19 protein-coding genes are annotated in these 20183 nt (G+C 73.5%); 12 read left to right on the top strand and 7 right to left on the bottom strand.

Annotated features, from left to right (window positions below; all coding sequences use genetic code 11):
• Window positions 1-99: 99 nt before the first annotated feature.
• Window positions 100-411, bottom strand: coding sequence for a DUF3817 domain-containing protein (locus ACFXPX_RS04045; protein WP_375891485.1), 312 nt, complete (start codon window positions 409-411; stop codon window positions 100-102).
• A 247-nt stretch (window positions 412-658) separates the two neighbouring features.
• Here ACFXPX_RS04045 and ACFXPX_RS04050 point away from each other — a divergent pair, with 247 nt between their 5' ends.
• The 5 genes from ACFXPX_RS04050 (at window position 659) to ACFXPX_RS04070 (ending at window position 4397) form a co-directional block, all read left to right on the top strand.
• The gene (locus ACFXPX_RS04050) at window positions 659-1462 is read left to right on the top strand and encodes a DUF2127 domain-containing protein (RefSeq protein ID WP_380639542.1); all 804 of its coding nucleotides are present in this window, start codon (window positions 659-661) and stop codon (window positions 1460-1462) included.
• A gap of 80 nt (window positions 1463-1542) precedes the next feature.
• Entirely contained in the window at window positions 1543-2181 is a 639-nt protein-coding gene (locus tag ACFXPX_RS04055) for an AIM24 family protein (protein ID WP_375891483.1), read from the top strand.
• Window positions 2181-2831: an AIM24 family protein gene (locus ACFXPX_RS04060; RefSeq protein ID WP_380396786.1), complete on the top strand. Its 651-nt coding sequence runs from the start codon at window positions 2181-2183 to the stop codon at window positions 2829-2831. Before ACFXPX_RS04055 ends, ACFXPX_RS04060 begins: the two co-directional genes overlap by 1 nt.
• A 209-nt stretch (window positions 2832-3040) precedes the next feature.
• Window positions 3041-3841, top strand: a complete 801-nt coding sequence (locus ACFXPX_RS04065) for an AIM24 family protein (RefSeq protein ID WP_375891555.1) — start codon at window positions 3041-3043, stop codon at window positions 3839-3841.
• A 40-nt stretch (window positions 3842-3881) separates the two neighbouring features.
• A complete protein-coding gene (locus ACFXPX_RS04070) occupies window positions 3882-4397 on the top strand; it encodes a MarR family winged helix-turn-helix transcriptional regulator (protein ID WP_380639543.1) in 516 nt (171 codons plus the stop codon).
• A 72-nt stretch (window positions 4398-4469) separates the two neighbouring features.
• Here the strand turns inward: ACFXPX_RS04070 and meaB are convergent, their stop codons facing one another.
• Entirely contained in the window at window positions 4470-5426 is a 957-nt protein-coding gene (gene meaB, locus ACFXPX_RS04075) for a methylmalonyl Co-A mutase-associated GTPase MeaB (RefSeq protein WP_380639545.1), read from the bottom strand.
• Window positions 5427-5545: 119 nt separating this feature from the next.
• Window positions 5546-6739, bottom strand: coding sequence for an acetyl-CoA C-acetyltransferase (locus tag ACFXPX_RS04080; RefSeq protein ID WP_375892941.1), 1194 nt, complete (start codon window positions 6737-6739; stop codon window positions 5546-5548).
• A gap of 258 nt (window positions 6740-6997) precedes the next feature.
• On the opposite strand from ACFXPX_RS04080, the gene mce reads away from it, so the two are divergent.
• The 3 genes from mce to ACFXPX_RS04095 all read left to right on the top strand — a co-directional run bounded on the left by mce (window position 6998) and on the right by ACFXPX_RS04095 (window position 13625).
• On the top strand, window positions 6998-7441 hold the full coding sequence (mce, locus tag ACFXPX_RS04085) for a methylmalonyl-CoA epimerase (protein WP_375892942.1): 444 nt from the start codon (window positions 6998-7000) through the stop codon (window positions 7439-7441).
• 508 nt (window positions 7442-7949) lie between these two features.
• A complete protein-coding gene (locus tag ACFXPX_RS04090) occupies window positions 7950-12578 on the top strand; it encodes a hypothetical protein (protein ID WP_380639547.1) in 4629 nt (1542 codons plus the stop codon).
• 117 nt (window positions 12579-12695) lie between these two features.
• Window positions 12696-13625 (top strand): cellulose-binding protein, encoded by a 930-nt coding sequence (locus ACFXPX_RS04095; RefSeq protein ID WP_188306039.1) that lies wholly within the window; start codon window positions 12696-12698, stop codon window positions 13623-13625.
• 112 nt (window positions 13626-13737) lie between these two features.
• On the opposite strand, the gene ACFXPX_RS04100 is transcribed toward ACFXPX_RS04095, so the two are convergent.
• Both ACFXPX_RS04100 and ACFXPX_RS04105 read right to left on the bottom strand, forming a co-directional pair.
• Window positions 13738-14049: a hypothetical protein gene (locus ACFXPX_RS04100; protein ID WP_380521989.1), complete on the bottom strand. Its 312-nt coding sequence runs from the start codon at window positions 14047-14049 to the stop codon at window positions 13738-13740.
• On the bottom strand, window positions 14046-14843 hold the full coding sequence (locus tag ACFXPX_RS04105) for an alpha/beta fold hydrolase (protein ID WP_375892947.1): 798 nt from the start codon (window positions 14841-14843) through the stop codon (window positions 14046-14048). Before ACFXPX_RS04105 ends, ACFXPX_RS04100 begins: the two co-directional genes overlap by 4 nt.
• Window positions 14844-14935: 92 nt before the next feature.
• Between ACFXPX_RS04105 and ACFXPX_RS04110 the strand changes: the two genes are divergently transcribed.
• Window positions 14936-15940 (top strand): ABC transporter ATP-binding protein, encoded by a 1005-nt coding sequence (locus ACFXPX_RS04110; protein WP_375892948.1) that lies wholly within the window; start codon window positions 14936-14938, stop codon window positions 15938-15940.
• A 1-nt stretch (window position 15941) separates the two neighbouring features.
• Window positions 15942-16709 carry an ABC transporter permease subunit gene (locus ACFXPX_RS04115; RefSeq protein WP_380521992.1) on the top strand — a complete coding sequence of 256 codons (768 nt, stop codon included), beginning with the start codon at window positions 15942-15944 and terminating at the stop codon, window positions 16707-16709.
• 13 nt (window positions 16710-16722) lie between these two features.
• Here ACFXPX_RS04115 and ACFXPX_RS04120 read toward each other — a convergent pair whose 3' ends face one another.
• A complete protein-coding gene (locus tag ACFXPX_RS04120; protein WP_375892951.1) occupies window positions 16723-17046 on the bottom strand; it encodes an ATP/GTP-binding protein in 324 nt (107 codons plus the stop codon).
• A gap of 230 nt (window positions 17047-17276) precedes the next feature.
• Between ACFXPX_RS04120 and ACFXPX_RS04125 the strand changes: the two genes are divergently transcribed.
• Entirely contained in the window at window positions 17277-18584 is a 1308-nt protein-coding gene (locus ACFXPX_RS04125) for an LLM class flavin-dependent oxidoreductase (protein ID WP_380639549.1), read from the top strand.
• A gap of 65 nt (window positions 18585-18649) precedes the next feature.
• Here ACFXPX_RS04125 and ACFXPX_RS04130 read toward each other — a convergent pair whose 3' ends face one another.
• The gene (locus ACFXPX_RS04130) at window positions 18650-19042 is read right to left on the bottom strand and encodes an SCO5389 family protein (RefSeq protein WP_350504362.1); all 393 of its coding nucleotides are present in this window, start codon (window positions 19040-19042) and stop codon (window positions 18650-18652) included.
• A 481-nt stretch (window positions 19043-19523) separates the two neighbouring features.
• Here ACFXPX_RS04130 and nucS point away from each other — a divergent pair, with 481 nt between their 5' ends.
• A complete protein-coding gene (nucS, locus tag ACFXPX_RS04135) occupies window positions 19524-20183 on the top strand; it encodes an endonuclease NucS (protein ID WP_188306031.1) in 660 nt (219 codons plus the stop codon).

The raw sequence follows: 20183 nt of genomic DNA on the forward strand, positions 1-20183 counted from the left end.
CCCGTACGAGCCATCCCCGGTAAGAAACGGCGACAGGCTGCCGCGGCCCTTTGGGAGAGGAGGCCGTGGCAGCCTGTCGGCCGTCCACCCGGAGCGGGATCAGGCGGTGGCGGGCTCCAGCTCGCCGCGCTCCTCGCGGCCGAGCATCCGCTCGGCGAAGAAGCCGCCGAAGGGCAGCACCGAGAGCACGAAGAGCAGGGCGCCGCGCTTGACGTCCCACTTCTGCGCCTGCCAGGCCTGGATCCAGAAGACCACGTACAGGACGAACAGGACCCCGTGGACCATGCCCATCACCGGCACGGCGTCGAAGGACGTGGTCCGCTTCAGCACCGAGCAGATCAGCAGCAGGACGAAGGAGATCGCCTCGGGGGCGGAGACCAGGCGCAGGCGGTGGACGGCGCTGCTGTTCACGTTGGATACCTCAATACGGGGGTCGGAGGCGTGGGCACGCTTGTGAAGCGACTCACAAGCCTTCCGGCCATTATCACCGAGCACACGTACGGGCCCCGGGCCGGGGGTGGCCACCGTGCCGGATGTCACAGCCGCGCGCCAGAACCCCGCCGGCCGCAGCAGGGCGTCGCCCGTACCCCCTATCCTGCTGCCCGCGCGCCCAACGGAACCGGGCGCCACCGGCATCGCACCACGGGGGTAGCACCACATGTTCAAGCGTGACTGGGACCGCAGGACCTGCGCCAAGCGCGGCCACACCACCTACGCGCCGACCGAGCCCGAGCTGGCCGCCCGGCTGCACACCGCCACCGCCGTCGGCGACGCCTGGCGCTGCCTGCGCTGCGGCGACTTCGCGCTCGGCGCCCCGCACGGCTCCGGCCCGGCGGCGGACGCCCCGCTGGTGCCCCGCGGCAAGGCGCTGCGGGACCTCTTCATCCTGCGCTTCCTGGCCGTCGAGCGGGTGCTGCGCGGCGTGATCATCATCCTGATGGCCTGGGGCGTCTGGAAGTTCTCCAACAGCCAGGAGGCCGTGCAGCGGATCTTCGAGGACGACCTCACGATCTTCAAGCCGGTCACCGACCACTTCCACTGGGACCTCGACCACGCCCCGATCGTCGAGACCATCCGCAAGACCTTCGGCTACCAGAAGAAGACCCTGCTGGTCGTCGCGGGCGCGATGATCGCCTACGCGCTGATCGAGATCGTCGAGGCGGTCGGCCTCTGGCTGGGCCGGCGCTGGGCCGAGTACCTGACCGTGGTCGCCACCGCCGCCTTCCTCCCGCTGGAGGGCTACGAGCTGCACGAGCACGTCAGCGCCGTGAAGGTCTGCACCCTGCTGCTGAACATCGCCGCGGTGCTCTGGATCATGCTCTCCAAGCGGCTGTTCGGCCTGCGCGGCGGTGTGGTGGCCTTCGAGGCGGAGCGCCACTCGGCCTCACTGCTGGAGGTCGAGGAGGCCGCCGGGACCGTCCCGCACCCGGGCCACGGCCACGGGGCGCACGCACGCTCCTGACGCGAACGATTGTCCCGAGTCCGTACCGGTCCGCCCCGGCCCTCTCGCCCGGCCGCCCCCGCGGCGGCTAGATTGCGGCCGTGGCACAGTTCAGACTCCAGGGATCAAGGGTCCTCGCCGTCGAGTTGGGCGGGGACGCCGTCAAGGCCCGGCACGGCTCGATGGTCGCGTACACCGGCCAGATGACCTTCAAGAAACTGACCGGCGGCGGGGACGGGCTGCGCGGCATGGTCGCCCGCAGGCTCACCGGCGAGCGGATGACGGTCATGGAGGTGAAGGGGCAGGGCACCTGCTACTTCGCCGACCGGGCCACCGAGATCAACCTGGTCCGCCTCGACGGCGAGACGCTCTACGTCGAGGCGGACAACCTGCTCTGCACCGAGGCCGGGCTGCACACCGGCACCAGCTTCACCGGGCTGAACGGCGTCTCCTCGGGCAACGGCCTCTTCACCACCAAGGTGGAGGGGCACGGCTGGGCGGCCGTCACCTCCAACGGGCCGGCCGTCATCCTGCGGGTCGGCAAGGACATGCCGCTGCGGGTCGACCCGGGCGCGTACGTCGCGCACACCGGCAACCTGCACCGCAGCGTGAAGTCGGGCGCGGGCTGGACCACGGTGATCGGCGAGGGGGGCGGCGAGGCCGTGCAGGTCGAGTTCACCGGCGAGGGCCTGGTGTACGTCCAGCCCTCGGAGAAGGTCACCCTCGGGGGTGACGTCTGATGGGCTTCACCCGGATCAACGGCAAGATGGTCGAGGCCCAGGTGGTGCCCGGCCAGCGGCTGTTCAGCCAGCGCGGGGCGATGCTCGGGTACACCGGGGACGTCCGCTTCACCCCGAACATCACCGGCGGCCAGGGCGGGGTGATGTCGATGATCGGCCGGCGGGTCGCCAACGAGGACACCCCGCTGATGACGGTCGAGGGCCACGGCCGGGTGATGTTCGGCCACGGCGGCCACCACGTGCACGTGATCGACCTGGTCGGCGACACCCTGTTCGTCGAGGCGGACCGGCTGCTCGCCTTCGAGGGCACCCTGCGCCAGTCCACCGTCTTCCTCGGCTCGCAGGGCGGGGTGATGGGCATGGTCCGCGGCCAGGTCAGCGGGCAGGGCCTGTTCACCACCCGGCTGGAGGGCCACGGCTCGGTCGCGGTGATGGCCCACGGCGGCGTCTTCGAACTGCCGATCACCCCCGGCCAGTCGGTGCACGTCGACCCCCAGGCGTACGTGGCGCACCGCGGCGAGGTGCGCAACAAGCTGTCCACGGCGATCGGCTGGCGCGAGATGATCGGCCGCGGCTCGGGCGAGGCGTTCCAGCTGGAGCTGTCCGGGCAGGGCACGGCGTACGTCCAGGCGAGCGAGGAGAAGCTCTGATGTCCCACCCGCCGCAGCCTCCGCAGCCGCCGTACGGGGGAGGCTCCCCGCACGACCAGCCGACCCAGCCGGGTTTCACGGTGCCGCCGGACTACGGCCGCGCCGCCGGGTACCCGCCGCCCCCGCCCCCGCCCTACCAGCCGCAGGCCCAGCCGCAGCAGCCCCAGCAGTCCTACGCCCAGGAGCAGTTCGGCGGCGTGCAGGCCCCGCTGCCGACCGCCCACGGCGGCTCCGGCCCGGTGGTGTACGACGCGCACACCCTGCCGTCCAACGACAACGTCAACCCGTACGCCTTCGCGGTCGAGCTGAACGGCTCCTACTTCCTGCAGAAGGGCAAGATGGTCGCCTACTACGGCGACATCTCCTTCCGCGGCGTCGGCGCCGGGATGGTCGACCGGGTGCTCGGCCAGCACTTCAACTCGCCGCTGCACGCCTCGGACTGGGTGGTCGCCCAGGGCTCCGGCCGGCTGCTGCTGGCCGACCGGGCCTTCGACCTCAACTCCTACGACCTGGACGACGGCAACCTGACCGTCCGCTCCGGCAACCTGCTCGCCTTCGACCCGACACTGCGGCTCAAGCAGTCGATCATCCCGGGCTTCCTGACCCTGATCGGCACCGGCCGCTTCGTCGCCGCCTCCAACGGGCCGGTGCACTTCGTGGAGCCGCCGGTCCGGGTGGACCCGCAGGCGCTGGTGGGCTGGGCGGACTGCCCGGCACCCTGCCACCACTACGACCACGACTACCTGCACGGGGTGGTCGGCGGCCTGCGCCGGCTGACCGGCATCGGCGGCGCCTCCGGCGAGGAGCACCAGTTCGAGTTCATCGGGGCCGGGCAGGTGCTGGTGCAGTCCAGCGAGACGCTGCTGGCCGAGCGGTCGGTCGGCCGGGTGGACGCCGAGGCCGGGGTCCCGGTCGGCGGGGTGCCGAACCAGCCGGGCCACGCCGGCGACCACCCCAACACCCCCGGCCTCGGTAACCTGGGCGAACTCGGGCGGCGTTTCGGCCTGTAAACTCGTACAAGATTGAACTAAATCGGCTATGCTGGACCCCATGGATACGCACGCGACCGACACTGCGGACACTCCTCCGTCGCAGCCCGAGGAGGAGACTCCCTGGCTGACCGCCAGGGAGCAGCGGATGTGGCGCGCCCATCTGGAGGTCGCCAAGCTGCTGGACTACCAGCTCAGCCGCGAACTCCAGCCCCACAGCCTGGCGATCAACGACTACGAGATCCTGGTCGTGCTCTCCGAGGCCCCGGACCACCGGATGCGGATGACGGACCTCGCCACCGCCACCCTCCAGTCCAAGAGCCGGCTCTCCCACCAGATCACCCGGATGGAGAACGCCGGACTGGTGCTGCGCCAGGAGTGCCCCGGTGACCGCCGCGGCCTCTTCGCCCACCTCACCGAGCAGGGCTGGGAGACCATGCAGCGGGTCGCCCCCGACCACGTGCGCAGCGTCCGGGCCCACTTCATCGACCGCTTCACCCCGGAGCAGCTCGACGCCCTCTACGAGGCCCTGGCCCCGGTCGCCGACCACCTCCGCGGCCTGCGCGGCCGCTCGTAGCCGCTCCTGGCCGCACCGCGGACAGCGGCGGGGCCCCGGACCGCACCCGGTCCGGGGCCCCGCGCGCGACGCTCAGCCCGTGGTCAGGCCCGCGACCAGTTCGTCGGCCGCGCCGTACGGGTCCAGCTCGCCGTTGACCACCCGCTCGGCCAGGCCGACCAGGTGGCGGTCGCCGGAGAGGTCGCCGATCCGGGCGCGCAGCTCGGCCAGCGCGATCGCCTCGATCTCCTGGGCGGCCCGACGGCGGCGGCGCGCCGCCAGCTCACCGGTCTCCTCCAGCCAGGCGCGGTGCTTCTCCAGGGCCTCGACCACCTCGTCCACGCCCTCGCCGCGGGCCGCGACGGTCTTCACGCTCGGCGGGCGCCAGTCCCCCGCCTCGCGGGCCTCGCCGAGGCCCAGCATGTGGTTGAGCTCCCGGGCGGTGGCGTCGGCGCCGTCCCGGTCGGCCTTGTTGACCACGAAGACGTCGCCGATCTCCAGGATGCCCGCCTTGGCGGCCTGGATGCCGTCGCCCATCCCGGGGGCCAGCAGCACCACGGCGGTGTCCGCCTGGGCGGCGACCTCGACCTCGGACTGGCCCACGCCGACGGTCTCCACCAGGATCACCTCGCAGCCCGCCGCGTCCAGCACCCGCAGCGCCTGCGGCGCCGCCCAGGACAGCCCGCCCAGGTGCCCGCGGGTGGCCATCGAGCGGATGAACACCTCGGGGTCGGTCGCGTGGTCCTGCATCCGGACCCGGTCGCCCAGCAGCGCCCCGCCGGAGAACGGCGAGGACGGGTCGACGGCGAGCACCCCGACCCGCTTGCCGAGCCGCCGGTAGGCGGAGACCAGCGCCGAGGTGGAGGTGGACTTGCCCACCCCGGGCGAGCCGGTCAGGCCCACCGTGTACGCCTGCCCGGTGTACGGCGCGAGCGCGGCCATCGCCTCCCGCAGCTGCGGGGCGGCGTTCTCGACCAGCGTGATCAGCCGGGCGACCGCCCGCGGCCGGCCCTCCCGGGCCTGCTCGACCAGCGTGGCGACATCGATCATCAGGAGCTCCTTGCGCGGATGCCGGCGGGTGGCGGCGGCGTACGGCGGCGAACGACGGCAGATGCCGAAGGGGCCGCGGACCACTTGTGGCGGTCCGCAGCCCCGGAGGTCGGAACAGATCAGGCCTTCGGCACGCGCACGATCAGCGCGTCGCCCTGGCCGCCGCCGCCGCACAGCGCGGCCGCGCCGACCCCGCCGCCGCGGCGCTGCAGCTCCAGCGCGAGGGTCAGCACCACGCGGGCACCGGACATACCGATCGGGTGGCCGAGCGCGATCGCGCCGCCGTTGACGTTGACGATGTCGGCGGAGACGCCGAGGTCCTTCATCGACTGGTGGGCGACGGCCGCGAACGCCTCGTTGATCTCGATCAGGTCGAGGTCGGAGACCTCCAGGCCCTCCTTGCCCAGCGCGTGCCTGATCGCGTTGGACGGCTGCGACTGGAGCGAGTTGTCCGGGCCGGCCACGTTGCCGTGGGCGCCGATCTCGGCGATCCAGGTCAGGCCCAGCTCCTCGGCCTTGGCCTTGCTCATCACGACCACGGCGGCGGCGCCGTCGGAGATCTGCGAGGAGGTGCCGGCGGTGATCGTGCCGTCCTTGGTGAAGGCGGGGCGCAGCTTGGCCAGGCCCTCCACGGTGGTGTCGGCGCGGATGCCCTCGTCCTGGCTGAACAGCACCGGCTCGCCCCTGCGCTGCGGGATGGCGACCGGGACGATCTCGGCCTCGAAGACGCCGTCGGCCTGCGCCTTGGCGGCCCGCTGGTGGGAGGCGGCGGCGATCTCGTCCTGCACGTCGCGGGCGATGCCCAGGCGGGTGTTGTGCTTCTCGGTGGACTCGCCCATCGGGATGTTCTCGTAGGCGTCGGTCAGACCGTCGTACGCCATCGCGTCGAGCACCTCGACCGCGCCGTACTTGTAGCCCTCGCGGGACTTCGGCAGCAGGTGCGGGGCGTTGGTCATGGACTCCTGGCCGCCGGCCACCACGATGTCGAACTCGCCGGCCCGGATCAGCTGGTCGGCCAGGGCGATGGCGTCCAGGCCGGAGAGGCAGACCTTGTTGATGGTCAGCGCCGGGACGTTCATCGGGATGCCGGCCTTGACGGCCGCCTGGCGGGCCGGGATCTGGCCGGCGCCGGCCTGCAGCACCTGGCCCATGATCACGTACTGGACCTGCTCACCCGTGATGCCGGCCCGCTCCAGCGCGCCCTTGATCGCGAAGCCGCCGAGGTCGGCACCGGAGAAGCCCTTGAGGGAACCGAGCAGGCGGCCCATCGGGGTCCGCGCACCGGCAACGATCACAGAGGTGGTGTTGGTCATGGGACGGGCCCCTTCGCACGTCGTGGCCAGGTGGTGAGGATGCGCTCAGGGTACTGACCCGTTTTCCGCCCGTCACCGGAGCGACGGTGTGATCGAGCGCACTGGCACCGTCCAGTCAACACCGTGTCAATGCGATCCGGGTGAACGTCCGGGTGATTCCCGGCGTGTGAGCAGGCTCGCACGTCCGGCACTGGCGCCGCCTCGGGGCCGTACGCTGCACTGGGTGCCACTGTCCGTCCACCGCCCCCTGGAGGCGCCGTGCTGACCCGCATCGACCACATCGGCATCGCCTGCCGAGACCTCGACAAGACGGTCGAGTTCTACCGCGCGACCTACGGCTTCGAGGTGTTCCACAGCGAGGTCAACGAGGAGCAGGGGGTCCGCGAGGCCATGCTCCGGATCAACGGCACGGACGACGGCGGCGCCTCGTACCTCCAGCTGCTGGAGCCCACCCGCCCGGACTCCACCGTCGCCAAGTGGCTGGAGAAGAACGGCGAGGGCGTGCACCACATCGCCTTCGGCACCGCCGACGTGGACGGCGACGCCGAGGCGATCCGCGACAAGGGCGTCCGGGTCCTGTACGACCAGCCGCGGATCGGCTCGATGGGCTCGCGGATCACCTTCCTGCACCCCAAGGACTGCGGCGGCGTGCTGACCGAGCTGGTCACCTCGGCCCAGCCGGGCGAGCACGAAGGGCACTGAAACGACCTCGGAACCGCTCCCGGTGCCGCCCGGGACCGGGCGGCACACCGGAATTCGGCACTAGCGACCCGTCAGTAACGTGGTCCGGCAGCCGGAAAACCCCCACGCGGCCATTCCCCCGCGGTGCGCGCCCACTACAATGCCCAGGTGCGCGAAGACTCCGGGGGACGGAGGCGACGGGCACGGCCGATGACAGGCCTGTCCGCCCTCCGGTGGCCGGCCCGTCGCAGGGGAGTCCAGTACGCGGGCACGGCTGAACAGTCGCAAGACGGATCTGTCACCATTCTCCACAGGCAAGAGTTCGCCCAGGAGTCCACCCGGACGGGGGAACGCGGCACGTCCGCGCTCCCGCGACCAGGACTCCGACGACCGCGGCGGACGGCTCCGGCTTGGCAGCGGGTCGTCCGGTGGGCGCGGATGCAAGGACCAGTCGGACCAGGACCCCGGACACGGGTGGCCGGGACCGGCCCGGTCGAGGACGCGACCAGGAGATGGATGGGACCGCGGAGTGCGGGGCAACGACCGCTACGAGGTTGACGATCACCTCTCCCAGTTCGAGGCCGAGATGGGTCGGACTCGGAAGGAGCGGGACAAAGCAGTCGAGCATGCCGAGGACCTCGCCTACCAGGTGGAGGTGCTCCGGGCCAAGCTGCACGAATCCCGGCGCATGCTCGCCCAGCCGCGCGCCTTCGACGCCGTCTCCGGCCAGGCCGAGCAGATGCTGCGGACCGCCGAGATGCAGGCCCAGCAGATGCGCGCCGACGCCGAGCGCCAGCTGCGCGACTCCCAGGCCGCCACCCAGCGGATCATGGCCGAGACCGCCGAGCGCACCGCCCGGCTGGAGGCCGAGCTCGCCGCACGCCGCCGCCAGCTGGAGGACGAGCTCACCGAGCTGCGCCGCTCCGCCGAGCAGCACGTCAACGGCTGGGCCGAGCAGACCCGGTCCGGCTCCGAGCAGGAGGCCCAGCGCCTCCTCCAGGACGCCCGCGCCGAGGCCGAGCGGATGGTCGCCGCGGCCCGCGCCGAGGCCGCCGCCCTCTCCGACCACGCCCGCGCCCAGACCGCCGCCGACGTGGACGCCGCCCGCGGCGAGGCCCAGGCCGCCGCCGAGGCCGCCCTCCAGAAGGCCCAGAACGACGCCGAGCGACTGCTGCGCGCCGCCTCCGAGCACGCCCAGCAGGCCGGTGCCCAGGCCGCCGCCGATGTGGACGCGGCCCGCGGCCAGGCCCAGCAGGAGCTGGCCGCCGCCCACGCCGCCGCCGAGCAGCAGCTGGCCGTCGCCCACACCGAGATCAGCCGGCTCAAGGAGCAGGCCGCCGCCGAGCAGGCCCGCGCCGAGCAGCAGCTGGGCGCCGCGAAGGCCGAGATAGAGCGGCTGCGCGACGCGGCGATCGCCGAGGCCGAGCGCGCCCGCCGGGAGGCCACCGAGCTGCGGGTCCAGGCCGAGCAGGCCGCCGAGCAGTTGCAGGCCGACGCCGAGGCCGCCGCCGAGCGCAAGGTCGCCGACGGTGAGGCCGCCACCGAGCAGCGCTCGCAGACCGCCCGGGCCGAGATCGCCCGGCTGGTCGCCAACGCCACCAAGGAGTCCGAGGCCATCCGGGCCGAGGCCGAGGCGATCCGCAGCAACGCCGCCACCCGGCAGGCCGAGGCGGACGCCGCCAAGGCCGCCGCCGCCGAGGAGAGCGAGCGGCTGCGGGCCACCGCCGAGTCGGTCGCCGCCCAGTTGAAGGCCGAGGCCGAGGCGGCGATCGCCGAGCTGCGCGCCCAGGCCGACCGGGACGTGGCGGAGCTGCGGGCCCAGGCCGAGGCCGACGCCCAGCGGCTGCGCGGCGAGGCCGAGGAGGCCGGCCGCGCGGCCGGCGCCAAGGACGCCACCGTGCACCTCGCCAAGGCCGCCAAGACCGCCGAGGAGGTGCTCGGCCGGGCCAACCAGGACGCCGAGACCGCCCGCGGCGAGGCCTCCGCCGAGGCCGAGCGGATCCGCGCCGAGGCGCACGCCGAGGCCCAGCGGCTGCGCGAGCAGGCCCAGGCCGCCGTCGAGCAGGCCCAGAACGCCGCCCTGGACGACGCCGCCGCGATCCGCGAGCGGATCGAGCAGATGCAGGACGAGGCCGCCCGGCTGCGCGCCGAGGCCGAGGAGCTGCGCGCCCAGGCCGCCGCCGAGGCCGACCGGGCCCGCAGCGAGGCCCGCCGCCAGGCCGTGCTGCAGATCGAGGAGTCGGCGAAGAACGCCGAGGAGCTGCTCACCAAGGCCAAGGCCGACGCGGACGAGCTGCGCGCCGGTGCCGCCGGGGAGATCGAGCGGCTGCGCACCCAGGCCCAGGAGCAGGCCGCCGAGACCCAGGGCCGGGCCGAGCAGACCCTGGCCCGGGCCCGGACCGAGGCCGAGAAGATCACCTCGGCCGCCGAGCAGCAGGGCCAGGACGCGGTGACCGCCGCCAAGGCCGCGGCCGCCGAGAACCGCGCCGCCACCGAGCGGGAGACCGCCGAACTCCGGCGCGGCGCAACCGAGTTCGACCAGCAGGTGCGCGCCGCGGCGACCGCCGCCGCAGAGGCCCTGGCCGCCGAGTCCCAGGCCGAGGCGAACGCCGTCCGGGACGCCGCGGTCGCCGACGCCGAGCGGGTGCGCACCGAGGCCGACACCGAGGCCGCCCGCACGAGGGCCGAGGCCGAGGCCACCGCGAACGCGCTGCGCGAGGAGAGCCGGCGCGAGTACGAGGAGGCCGCCGCCGGGCTGCAGCGCGAGCGCGAGGAGACCGCCGAGCAGCTGGCCGGTGCCCGCACCGCCCGCGAGCAGGCCGAGCAGGGCGCCGCCGAGCTGACCGAGCGCACCGCCCGGGAGAGCACCGAGGTCCGCGCGGCCGCCGACCGGTACGCCGCCGAGCAGCGCGAGAGCGCCGACCACGAGACGGCCGAGCAGCGCGAGGAGGCGGAGCAGTACGCCGCCGAGCACCGTGCCGAGGCCGAGCGGGCCGCGGCCGAGCTGCGCGCCCTCGCCCAGCAGGAGACCACCCAGCAGCGCGAGAGTGCCGAGGCCTACGCCGACCGCGTCCGCACCGAAGCCGAACAGCACGCCACCGACCTGCGCACCGAGGCCGAGCAGTACGCCGCCGACCACCGCACCGAGGCCGACGAGCTGCTGGAGCAGGCCGGCGCCGCCGCCGAGCAGCGCCGGGCCGAGGCCGCCCAGGACGCCAAGGCCACCCGCGAGAAGGCCGCCGCCGAACTGGCGCTGGCCGACGAGCAGGCCGAGACCGTCCGGGCCGAGGCCGGCCGGGAGCTGTCCGAGGCCCGCGCCACCGCCGACGCCATCCGCGCCGAGGCCGCCGCCGAGCTGGAGCAGGCGCGCGCCGACGGCCAGGACGTGGTGGCCGCCGCCCGGGCCGAGGGCGCCGAGCTGGTCTCCACCGCCGAGGACGAGGCCGCCGAGGTCCGCCAGTCGGTGGCCGGCCTGCACGAGGCCGCCGCCGAGCAGATCGCCGCGCTGCGGGCCACCGCCGAGCAGGACGCCGCGGACACCCGCGAGCGGGCCGAGCAGGACGCCGCCGAGGTGCGCGAGCTCGCCGACCGCGAGACCGCCGAGCAGCGCGAGGCCGCCGACCGGTACGCCGCCGAGGTGCGCGAGCTCGCCGACCGCGAGACCGCCGAGCAGCGCGAGCTCGCCGACCTCGAAACGGCCGAGCTGCGCGCCCGGACCGAGGCCGAGACCACCGCCCTGCGCGAGCGGACCGAGCTGGAGCTCACCGCCGAGCGCGAGGCCGCCGAGGCGGAGCTCGGCCGGCAGCGGGCCGAGGCCCAGGCCTACGACGAGCAGCTGCGCGCCGAGGCCGACGCCGAACTGCGGGCCGCCCAGGAGGCCGCCGAGCAGCTGCGCGCCGACTCCGAGGCGCAGGCCGTCCGTACGGTCGCCGAGGCCGACGCCCAGGGCCGGCGGGCGATCGCCGACGCCGAGGAGCTGGCCGCCGGGCTGCGCGCCGAGGCCGAGGAGTACGCGCTCGCCACCCGCACCCTGGCCGACGAGTACGACGCCTCCACCCACGCCCGCGCCGACGCCTACGACGCGCAGACCCGGGAGGCCGCCGAGCAGTTCGACAAGGCCACCCGGGACCGCGCCAAGTCCGTGCTGGAGAAGGCCTTCGCCGACGCCGAGTCGCTCGGCGAGGACGCCCAGACCACCGCGCTGGCCACCACGGCCGCCGCCGAGGAGCAGGCGGACGCGATGGTCGCGGCCGCCCGCAAGGAGGCCGACCGGCTGGTCGCGGCCGGCGAGGCGGCCGGTCAGGCCGAGGTCGAGAAGGGCCGCTCCGACGCCGACGTGCTGCTCGCCGAGGCCCGCCGGGACGCCACCGCGATCCGCGAGCGCGCCGAGGAGCTGCGCGAGCGCACCGACGCCGAGGTGGAGGCGCTGCACGAGCGGGCCCGCAAGGAGAACGCGGCGGCCATGAAGTCGGCCGGCGAGCGGGTGGACGCGCTGGTGACGGCCGCCCAGGAGCAGCTGACCGAGGCCGAGGAGCAGGCGGTGGCCACCGTCGCCGCGGCCGAGGACCGCGCCGCCGCCCTGGTCGCGGCCGCCGAGGACCGGGCGTCCGAGCTCACCTCGGAGGCCTCCGCGGAGGCCAGCAAGGTCCGGCTGTCCGCCGTCCGCAAGGCCGAGGGCCTGCTCAAGGAGGCGGAGACCAAGCTCGCCAACTCCACCGACCGGGCCGAGTCGCTGATCGAGAAGTCCGAGGCGAAGCTGCGCGCGGCCGAGACGGAGGCCGAGGAGCGCCTCGACGGCGCGGCCGCCGAGGCGGAGAAGCGGCTGCGCGACGCCGACCGCACCGCGGACGAGCAGATCGAGCTGGCGAAGGCGGAGGCCGAGCGGCTGATCGCCGAGGCGAAGGCCGAGGCCGAGCGGGTCACCGGCGAGGGCCGGCGCGAGCTGGACGAACTGGTGCGCCGCCGCAAGGACATCAACACCGAGATCTCCAGGGTCCAGGACGTGCTCTCGGCGCTGGAGGCGTTCGAGGCACCGACACCGGTCGCCCAGGTCAACGGGGGAAGCAACACCAAGAAGGACGGGGGCGCCAAGGCCGGTGCCGGAGTTGGCTCCCCCCGGTCGGGTGGCAATCGTTCCAAGAACGCACCACCCGATTGAGCGGACATTGACGGTCATTGTCCGTGAGACAACGGCATTTCGCCGTCGACACTCCGGTACCGTGTCAGGATTCCCTCAACCACCTCAGCGGTTTGACGACAGGAAGCCCAGAGTCCCATGAGCGACAGTCACTCCCCTCACGGCTTCGACCTGGTACGCCGTGGGTACGAGCGCGCCCAGGTCGACGAGCGGATCACCAAGCTGGTGGCCGACCGTGACAGTGCCTTGACCCGGATCAGTGCACTGGAGAAGCGCATCGAGGAGCTCCACCTCGAAACCCAGACCGCCCAGGCGGCGGTCGCCGAGCAGGAGCCCTCCTACGCCGGTCTCGGCGCCCGGGTCGAGAAGATCCTGCGGCTCGCCGAGGAGGAGGCCAAGGACCTGCGCGACGAGGCGCACCGCGCTTCCGAGCAGCACCGCGAGCTGGCCGAGGCCGCCGCCCAGCAGGTCCGCACCGAGGCCGAGAACTACGCCAAGGACCGCAAGGCCAAGGCGGAGGACGAGGGGCTGCGGATCGTCGACAAGGCGAAGAGCGACTCCGCCCAGCTGCGCGCCGAGGCCAACAAGGACGCCCAGAACAAGCGTGAGGAGGCGGACGCCCTCTTCGAGGAGACCCGCACCAAGGCCGCCCAGGCCGCGCTGGAGTTCGAGACGAACCTGGCCAAGCGCCGCGAGCAGTCCGAGCGCGACCTGGCCGCCCGTCAGGCCAAGGCCGAGAAGCGCCTGGCCGAGATCGAGCACCGGGCCGAGCAGCTGCGCCTGGAGGCCGAGAAGCTGCGCACCGACGCCGAGCGCCGGGCCCGCCAGACCGTCGAGACGGCCCAGCGCCAGTCCGAGGACATCGTGGCGGACGCCAACGCCAAGGCGGACCGCATCCGCAGCGAATCGGAGCGCGAGCTGGCGGCGCTGACCAACCGTCGCGACAGCATCAACGCCCAGCTGACCAACGTCCGCGAGATGCTGGCGACGCTGACCGGCGCGGCCGTGGCCGCCGCCTCGCTGCCGAACGACGACACCATGGGCGTGCCCGCCCAGCAGTCGCGCTGACGCAGCCGCTGACGCAGTCGCCGGCACAGCCGCCGACGCGGTCGTACGACAGGCCCTCACCCGCCCGGGTGAGGGCCTGTCGCGCGTGCGGCTGTCACCACCTCGGGGGCATTTACCGGGGGTAGGCCCCGTCCGGCCGCTGGTACCCGCTGCTGAGCTGGTTGCCCTCGTCGTCCGACACGGTGCCGTACCAGGAGGTGCACCAGACCGACACCGAGTCGGGCCAGTACTGCACCTCGAAGGGGTGCCCGGACCCGTAGTCGCCGTACGAGGTGACGATGAAGGTCTCGCCGGGGCGCAACCAGTAGTCCTCGCCCAGCGGCTCCAGGGTCAGCTCCACCAGCCCCTCGCCGCGGTTGGTCACCGGCATCCGGCCGGTGACCTCCAGCGCGGAGAAGTCCCAGCCCTGCTCGTCCGGGCTCATCCGGCGGCCGCCCGGGCGAGCAGCCGGCGCGCGGCCGCGTCGAACGCGCCCGGGGACTCCAGGGCGCTCAGGTGGCCCACCCCGGGGACGACGGTCAGCTCGGCGTCCGGGCGGGCCCGGTGCATCAGTTCGGCCTCCTCGGGCGCCACCAGGGCGTCCAGGGCGCCCGCGAGGAACGTCACCGGCACCCGGAGCCCGGCCAGCACCTCCAGGGAGTCAGGACGGGCCGCCATGGCCCGCTGGGCCCAGGCGACGGAGGCGGGCGGCGCGGCGGCCACCATCGCCTGCACCCGCTCCACCAGGTGCTGGGAGTCGGGCCCGAGCTGCCCGGCCGCGACCCGCTCGTCCAGCAGCAGCTGGACGCTGCCCCGGGCGGTCACGGCGGCGGCGATCCGCTCCCGGTCGGCCCGGGTGGCGTCCCGGTCCGCGGTGGCGCGGGTGTTGGCCAGCAGCAGGCCGGACAGCCGGTCCGGGTGGCGGCGGGCGAAGGCGAGCGCCACGTAGCCGCCCATGGAGAGCCCGCCGACCACCGCGCGGTCGATCCCGGCCGCGTCCAGGAGCAGCGCCAGGTCGTCGGCGACGAGGTCCAGCGAGGGTTCGTCGGCGCCCAGCTCGGTCCCGCCGAAACCCCGCTGGTCGGGGGCGAGCACCCGGGCCTCGTCCCCGGTCAGTCCGGGCAGCGCGTCCAGCTGGGCTGACCACATCGAGGCGTTCAACGGAAAGGCGTGCAGCAGCACGAGGGGTGTTCCGGTACCGCTCTCGCGGACGGACACTGCGGAGGGGAGCTGACTCATGCAGCCACCGTATTGCGGCACGCCCGACGGGCCCACTCAGCGGGCCGCGATATCCGCTTTGTCCTAGCCTGCCAGAGAGCAAGGGAGCGCCAATGATCGAGTTGCACGACCTGACGAAACGTTACGGCAAGACGCTCGCGGTGGACCGGCTCAGCTTCTCGGTCCCGCAGGGAGTGGTCACCGGCTTCCTCGGCCCCAACGGCGCGGGCAAGTCCACCACCATGCGCATGATCCTCGACCTGGACCGCCCCACCAGCGGCCGGGTCACCCTCGACGGCAAGCGCTACGGGCAACTCAGCGAGCCGCTCAAGTACATCGGCGCCCTGCTGGAGGCCAAGGCCGTCCACCCCGGCCGCACCGCCCGCGACCACCTGCTCTGGCTCGCCCAGAGCAACCGGATCCCGGCCGGCCGGGTGGACGAGGTGCTCGCCCTGGTCGGCCTCACCCCGGTCGCCCGCAAACGCGCCCGCGGCTTCTCCCTCGGCATGGGCCAGCGCCTGGGCATCGCCTCCGCCCTGCTCGGCGACCCGGAGATCGTCATGTTCGACGAGCCGGTCAACGGCCTCGACCCGGAGGGCATCCTCTGGATCCGCAACCTGATGAAGCGCCTGGCCGGCGAGGGCCGGACCGTCTTCGTCTCCTCCCACCTGATGAGCGAGATGGCCGTCACCGCCGACCACCTGGTGGTCATCGGCAGGGGCCGGCTGCTCGCCGACCTGCCGATGCCGGAGTTCATCCGGCGCAACTCCCGCTCCGCCGTCCGGCTGCGCACCCCGCAGCCCGAACGCCTGCTCGACGTCCTGGCCGGGGCCGGACTGCGGCACGAACCGGGCCCCGACGGCTCCTACGAGGTGGTCGACGGCGACATCGCCCGGCTCGGCGAACTGGTCTCCGCGCACGGCGTGGTGCTGCACGAACTCAGCCCCCAGCAGGCCTCGTTGGAGGAGGCGTTCATGCAGATGACGGCGGACTCGGTGGAGTACCACGCGGGCGACGGCCCCGGCCGGGACGCCGCCGGCGCGCCCGGCACCTGGGGCGCGGGCTGGCAGACGGACGGCGCGGCGCCGACCGCGGCGGCGCAGCAGGAGGAGAACTGAGATGACGTCCTTCCCGGCGATCCTGCGCTCCGAGTGGACGAAGATCCGCAGCGTCCGCTCCACCGTCTGGACCCTCGCGCTGGCCTTCGTGGTCACCGTCGGCATCGGCGCGCTGCTGTCCCTGCTCACCAACAACAACTTCACCGAGTTCAGACGCCACGAGGAGACCCCGTTCGACGCCACCGGCACGGCCTTCTCCGGCATCATGCTCGGCGAGCTGGCCATCATCGTCTTCGGGGTGCTGGCGATCGGCAACGAGTACAGCAGCGGCATGATCCGGGTCACCCTGGCCGCCGTCCCCCAGCGCGGCACCCTGCTGGCCGGGAAGGCGACGGTGCTGGGCGGGCTGGCCCTGGCGGTCTCGCTGGTGACCGCCTTCGTCACCTTCTTCGTCGGCCAGGCGCTGCTCGGCCCGCACTCCACCGCCCTGGGCGAGCCGAACGTGCTGCGCGCGGTGCTCGGCGCCGCGCTCTACCTGACGATGCTCTGCCTGTTCTCGGCCGGCGTCACCGCCATGCTGCACAACCAGACGCTCGCCCTGGGCGTGCTGGTGCCGTTCTTCTTCCTGCTCTCGCCGATCCTCTCGGCGGTGCCGAAGGTCAAGACCCTGGCCCACTACTTCCCCGACTACGCCGGCTCGCGGATGCTGCTGGTGTACGAGCAGAACGGCCAGCCGTACGGGCCGTGGGCGGGCTTCACGATCTGCCTGGCCTGGACCGCGGCCGCGCTGGTCGGCGGCGCGCTGGTGCTCAAGAACCGGGACGCGTGACGGCCCGGCGGACTCAGTGGCGCGGAGCGCCGCGGCCCCGCAGCACGTTGGAGGCCCGGCGCTCCCGCGCTCCCCAGCACGCCCGGTGCCAGTGCCGCCGGTCGTCCACCCCGGCGCCGTGCATCGGCCAGGCCACCACGTGGCCCACCCCGGGCGGGATCTCCTGGTCGCAGCCCGGGCAGCGGTAGAACCGTCCCGACGTCCCGGCGACCGTCTGCACCACCCAGTCGTCACCCTGGTAGTTCTCGGTGCGGCGCAACGATCCGCCCAGCGGGGCGGCGGCCGGTTCGGCGTTCTCGCGGTCGGCGGCGCTGTTGATCCGGTTGCGGCGGGGCACGGCGGACTGCCTCTCTTCCGGGGGCTCGAAGTCGCTCCAGCCTACGGGTGTCAAACCCTTTTATTGGCCCCTATCACGGCTTCGGCCGACCCGTCCGGGGTTTTTGCCGAGATCCACCCGATCATCGGGGAAATTCGGGGTTCCGCGTGCCATTGGCACATGACATCGGATACCCACGAGTGGACAGGCGGGGCCCGCAGACCCTGCGTGCACCCGAGGAGGCCCCCAGGATGACCAAGACCAGCCCGCGCGCCGAGACCCGCCGACCCGTCGGCGTGCGCCCACCCGCCCCGGGCCCGGCGCTCACCTGCGTACCGCCGCTGGCCGTCACCGGCGAACCGCTGACCGCCGCCCAGCGCGCCGGCGCACTGCCGCCCGACACCGCCCCGGTACGGGTCGGCGCGTTCCTGTTGTCCGCGCAGTTCCCCGGGCAGAGCCACGGCGAGGTGCTGGAGCGCACCGTCCGGGCCACCGTCGAGGCGGAACGCGCGGGCCTGGACAGCGTCTGGCTGGCCGAGCACCACTTCGTCCCGTACGGGGTCTGCCCGGACGCCGCCACCCTCGCCGCGCTGCTGCTCGGCCGCACCCGCCGGATCGGCATCGGCACCGCCGTCAGCGTGCTCTCCACCAGCCACCCGGTGGCGCTCGGCGAGCAGGCCGCGCTGCTGCACCTCATCTCCGGCGGGCGCTTCACGCTCGGGGTGGGCCGCGGCGGGCCGTGGATCGACCTGGACGTGTTCGGCAGCGGCGTGGACGCCTTCGAGAACGGCTTCCCGGAGCGGCTGGACCTGCTGCTGCGCTGGCTGCGCGGCTCCCGGGTCGGCGCGGACGGACCGCAGTTCTCCTTCCCCGAGGTCGCGGTGGTGCCGCGGGCCACCGAGCCGGTGCGCCGGCCGGGCCTGGGCAGCTGGCTCGGCCTGGACGAGCCGACCGGCCCGGTGCGCTTCCCCCGCCAGCGCCAGGACGCCGACGGCCTCGCCGAGGAACGCGACCGCACCGGACGGCCGGTGGCCGGCCCGCCGGTGGTGGTCGCCTGCACCTCCCCGGGCGGGGTGCGGCTGGCCGCCGAGCGCGGCCTGCCGATGCTGCTCGGCATGCACTCCGGCGACGAGGACAAGGTGCGGATGCTGGAGCTCTACCGCACCGCCTGGCTGGCCGCCGGGCGCGGCGAGGAGCAGCTCCGCCGGGTGACCCGCCAGCACGTCGCGGCGGGCGTGGCCCAGGTGGACGACCGCACCTCGGCCGCCCGGGCCACCCTGCTGAACGCGATGCCCGGCTGGTTCGAGTACGGGCTCGGCGCCCACCGCACCGTGGACGGCCGCGAACGCAAGATGCGCGACCCGCACCAGTACACCGAACTGCTCTGCGACCTGCACGCGGTGGGCACCCCGAAGCAGTGCGCCGACCGGCTGCTGGCCACCGCCGAGCGCACCGGCATCCGCCGCTTCGCCCTGCTCGCGGAGGGCAGCGGCGACCGTGAGGCGACCCTGCACAACATCGCCCGGCTCGGCTCCGAGGTGCTGCCGCAGCTGGGCTGACCGCCGGCCCGGACCGCCGCCCCTCCCCCCGCACCGGGGGACGGGGGCGGCCGGCTCCGGCCGGATCAGCAGTCCCGCAGCTCCTCGGACTGGTTGAGCAGCTGCTCCCGGACGGAGGTGAAGCGGTCGTACCGCGCCTCGTTGGCCTCCGACGGCACGAACACCGCCACCCGGTGACAGTTCTGGAAGGCCAGCCGGACACCGAAGTGGCGCTGCAGGGCGCCCCGGATGGCATCGCTGGCCAGGGCGCGCAGCAGCTGGCCGCGGGCCTGCTCGCTGGGCGGCGGCACCTGGTTGTCGGCGAAGTCGGTACCGTCGACCTTCGCCTGGGCGACCAGCGAGCTGATCAGGTCCCAGGCGTACGGCAGCGAGACGCGGACGCAGTCGACGAATTCCCGCTCGTCGACCTCGCCCCGCTCGGCCTTTTCCAGCAGGGCCGGTGAGACGTCGAGCGACATGGATTCTCCTCTCGCGGTCCACCCGCGCGGCGCCCGGGTGGTCATGCGTAGTCCAAGCTCACAGTGAGGGTGGGCGAAATCGCAGGAGGTGTCCGGAACACCGTCGGACCGGGGTTTCCGGCACCTGTTGCGAAGGCGGCGGCGCCACGGGACGTGACGTCCTGAACACCGACCGCGTCAGAACAGCGTGGCAGTCAACGGCGGAGCAGGCCGGTCGTTCCTGCGGATTGCTCCGGAAATACGCCGTGGTGCACCAGATTGGCCTGATCCCGTCGGATCGTTCATCTGAAGTCTCCGTCCCCGTTGACAGCGACCCCGCATCCGTAGCGTCACACACCGTAGCGACCCCGGGGGGCGTACGCCAGAGCGCGGCGAGCGGCGGCGGGTCCGCCGAACCTCCATGTTCGCGGGGTTCGCGCTTTCTTCACCCGGTCGTCTCGGAATCGCATCAACTGGCCCCGGTGGGCTAGCGTGGTCGACCGTGCGTCTCGTAATTGCCCGCTGCTCAGTCGACTATGCCGGTCGGCTCTCCGCCCATCTGCCCTCCGCCACCAGGCTCATCCTGGTCAAGGCCGACGGCAGCGTCAGCATCCACGCCGACGACCGCGCCTACAAGCCGCTCAACTGGATGTCCCCGCCGTGCGCCCTCAAGGAGGCCGACGGGGTCTGGACGGTGGTGAACAAGGCCGGCGAGAAGCTCATCATCACGCTGGAGGAGGTGTTGCACGACTCCTCCCACGAACTCGGGGTGGACCCCGGCCTGATCAAGGACGGCGTCGAGGCGCACCTCCAGGAGCTGCTCGCCGACCGGATGGAGGTGCTCGGCAGCGGCTGGTCGCTGATCCGCCGCGAGTACCCGACCGCGATCGGCCCGGTCGACATCCTCTGCCGCGACGCCGACGGCGCCACCGTCGCCGTCGAGATCAAGCGCCGCGGCGAGATCGACGGCGTCGAACAGCTCACCCGCTACCTCGAACTCCTCAACCGGGACCCGCTGTTGGCCCCGGTCAAGGGCGTCTTCGCCGCGCAGGAGATCAAGCCCCAGGCCCGCGTCCTGGCCACCGACCGGGGCATCGGCTGCGTGGTGCTGGACTACGACGAGCTGCGCGGCATCGACGACGACAAGCTCAAGCTGTTCTGA

Source organism: Kitasatospora sp. NPDC059146, from assembly GCF_042786665.1.
GTDB lineage: Bacteria > Actinomycetota > Actinomycetes > Streptomycetales > Streptomycetaceae > Kitasatospora.

Bases quoted from the DNA above. Each gene is read 5' to 3' on its own strand.
- ACFXPX_RS04050 (WP_380639542.1), top strand. From the start codon at position 659: ATGTTCAAGCGTGACTGGGACCGCAGGACCTGCGCCAAGCGCGGCCAC.
- ACFXPX_RS04060 (WP_380396786.1), top strand. From the start codon at position 2,181: ATGGGCTTCACCCGGATCAACGGCAAGATGGTCGAGGCCCAGGTGGTG.
- ACFXPX_RS04070 (WP_380639543.1), top strand. From the start codon at position 3,882: ATGGATACGCACGCGACCGACACTGCGGACACTCCTCCGTCGCAGCCC.
- meaB (WP_380639545.1), bottom strand. From the start codon at position 5,426: ATGATCGATGTCGCCACGCTGGTCGAGCAGGCCCGGGAGGGCCGGCCG.
- ACFXPX_RS04080 (WP_375892941.1), bottom strand. From the start codon at position 6,739: ATGACCAACACCACCTCTGTGATCGTTGCCGGTGCGCGGACCCCGATG.
- ACFXPX_RS04095 (WP_188306039.1), top strand. From the start codon at position 12,696: ATGAGCGACAGTCACTCCCCTCACGGCTTCGACCTGGTACGCCGTGGG.
- ACFXPX_RS04100 (WP_380521989.1), bottom strand. From the start codon at position 14,049: ATGAGCCCGGACGAGCAGGGCTGGGACTTCTCCGCGCTGGAGGTCACC.
- ACFXPX_RS04105 (WP_375892947.1), bottom strand. From the start codon at position 14,843: ATGAGTCAGCTCCCCTCCGCAGTGTCCGTCCGCGAGAGCGGTACCGGA.
- ACFXPX_RS04110 (WP_375892948.1), top strand. From the start codon at position 14,936: ATGATCGAGTTGCACGACCTGACGAAACGTTACGGCAAGACGCTCGCG.
- ACFXPX_RS04115 (WP_380521992.1), top strand. From the start codon at position 15,942: ATGACGTCCTTCCCGGCGATCCTGCGCTCCGAGTGGACGAAGATCCGC.
- ACFXPX_RS04125 (WP_380639549.1), top strand. From the start codon at position 17,277: ATGACCAAGACCAGCCCGCGCGCCGAGACCCGCCGACCCGTCGGCGTG.
- ACFXPX_RS04130 (WP_350504362.1), bottom strand. From the start codon at position 19,042: ATGTCGCTCGACGTCTCACCGGCCCTGCTGGAAAAGGCCGAGCGGGGC.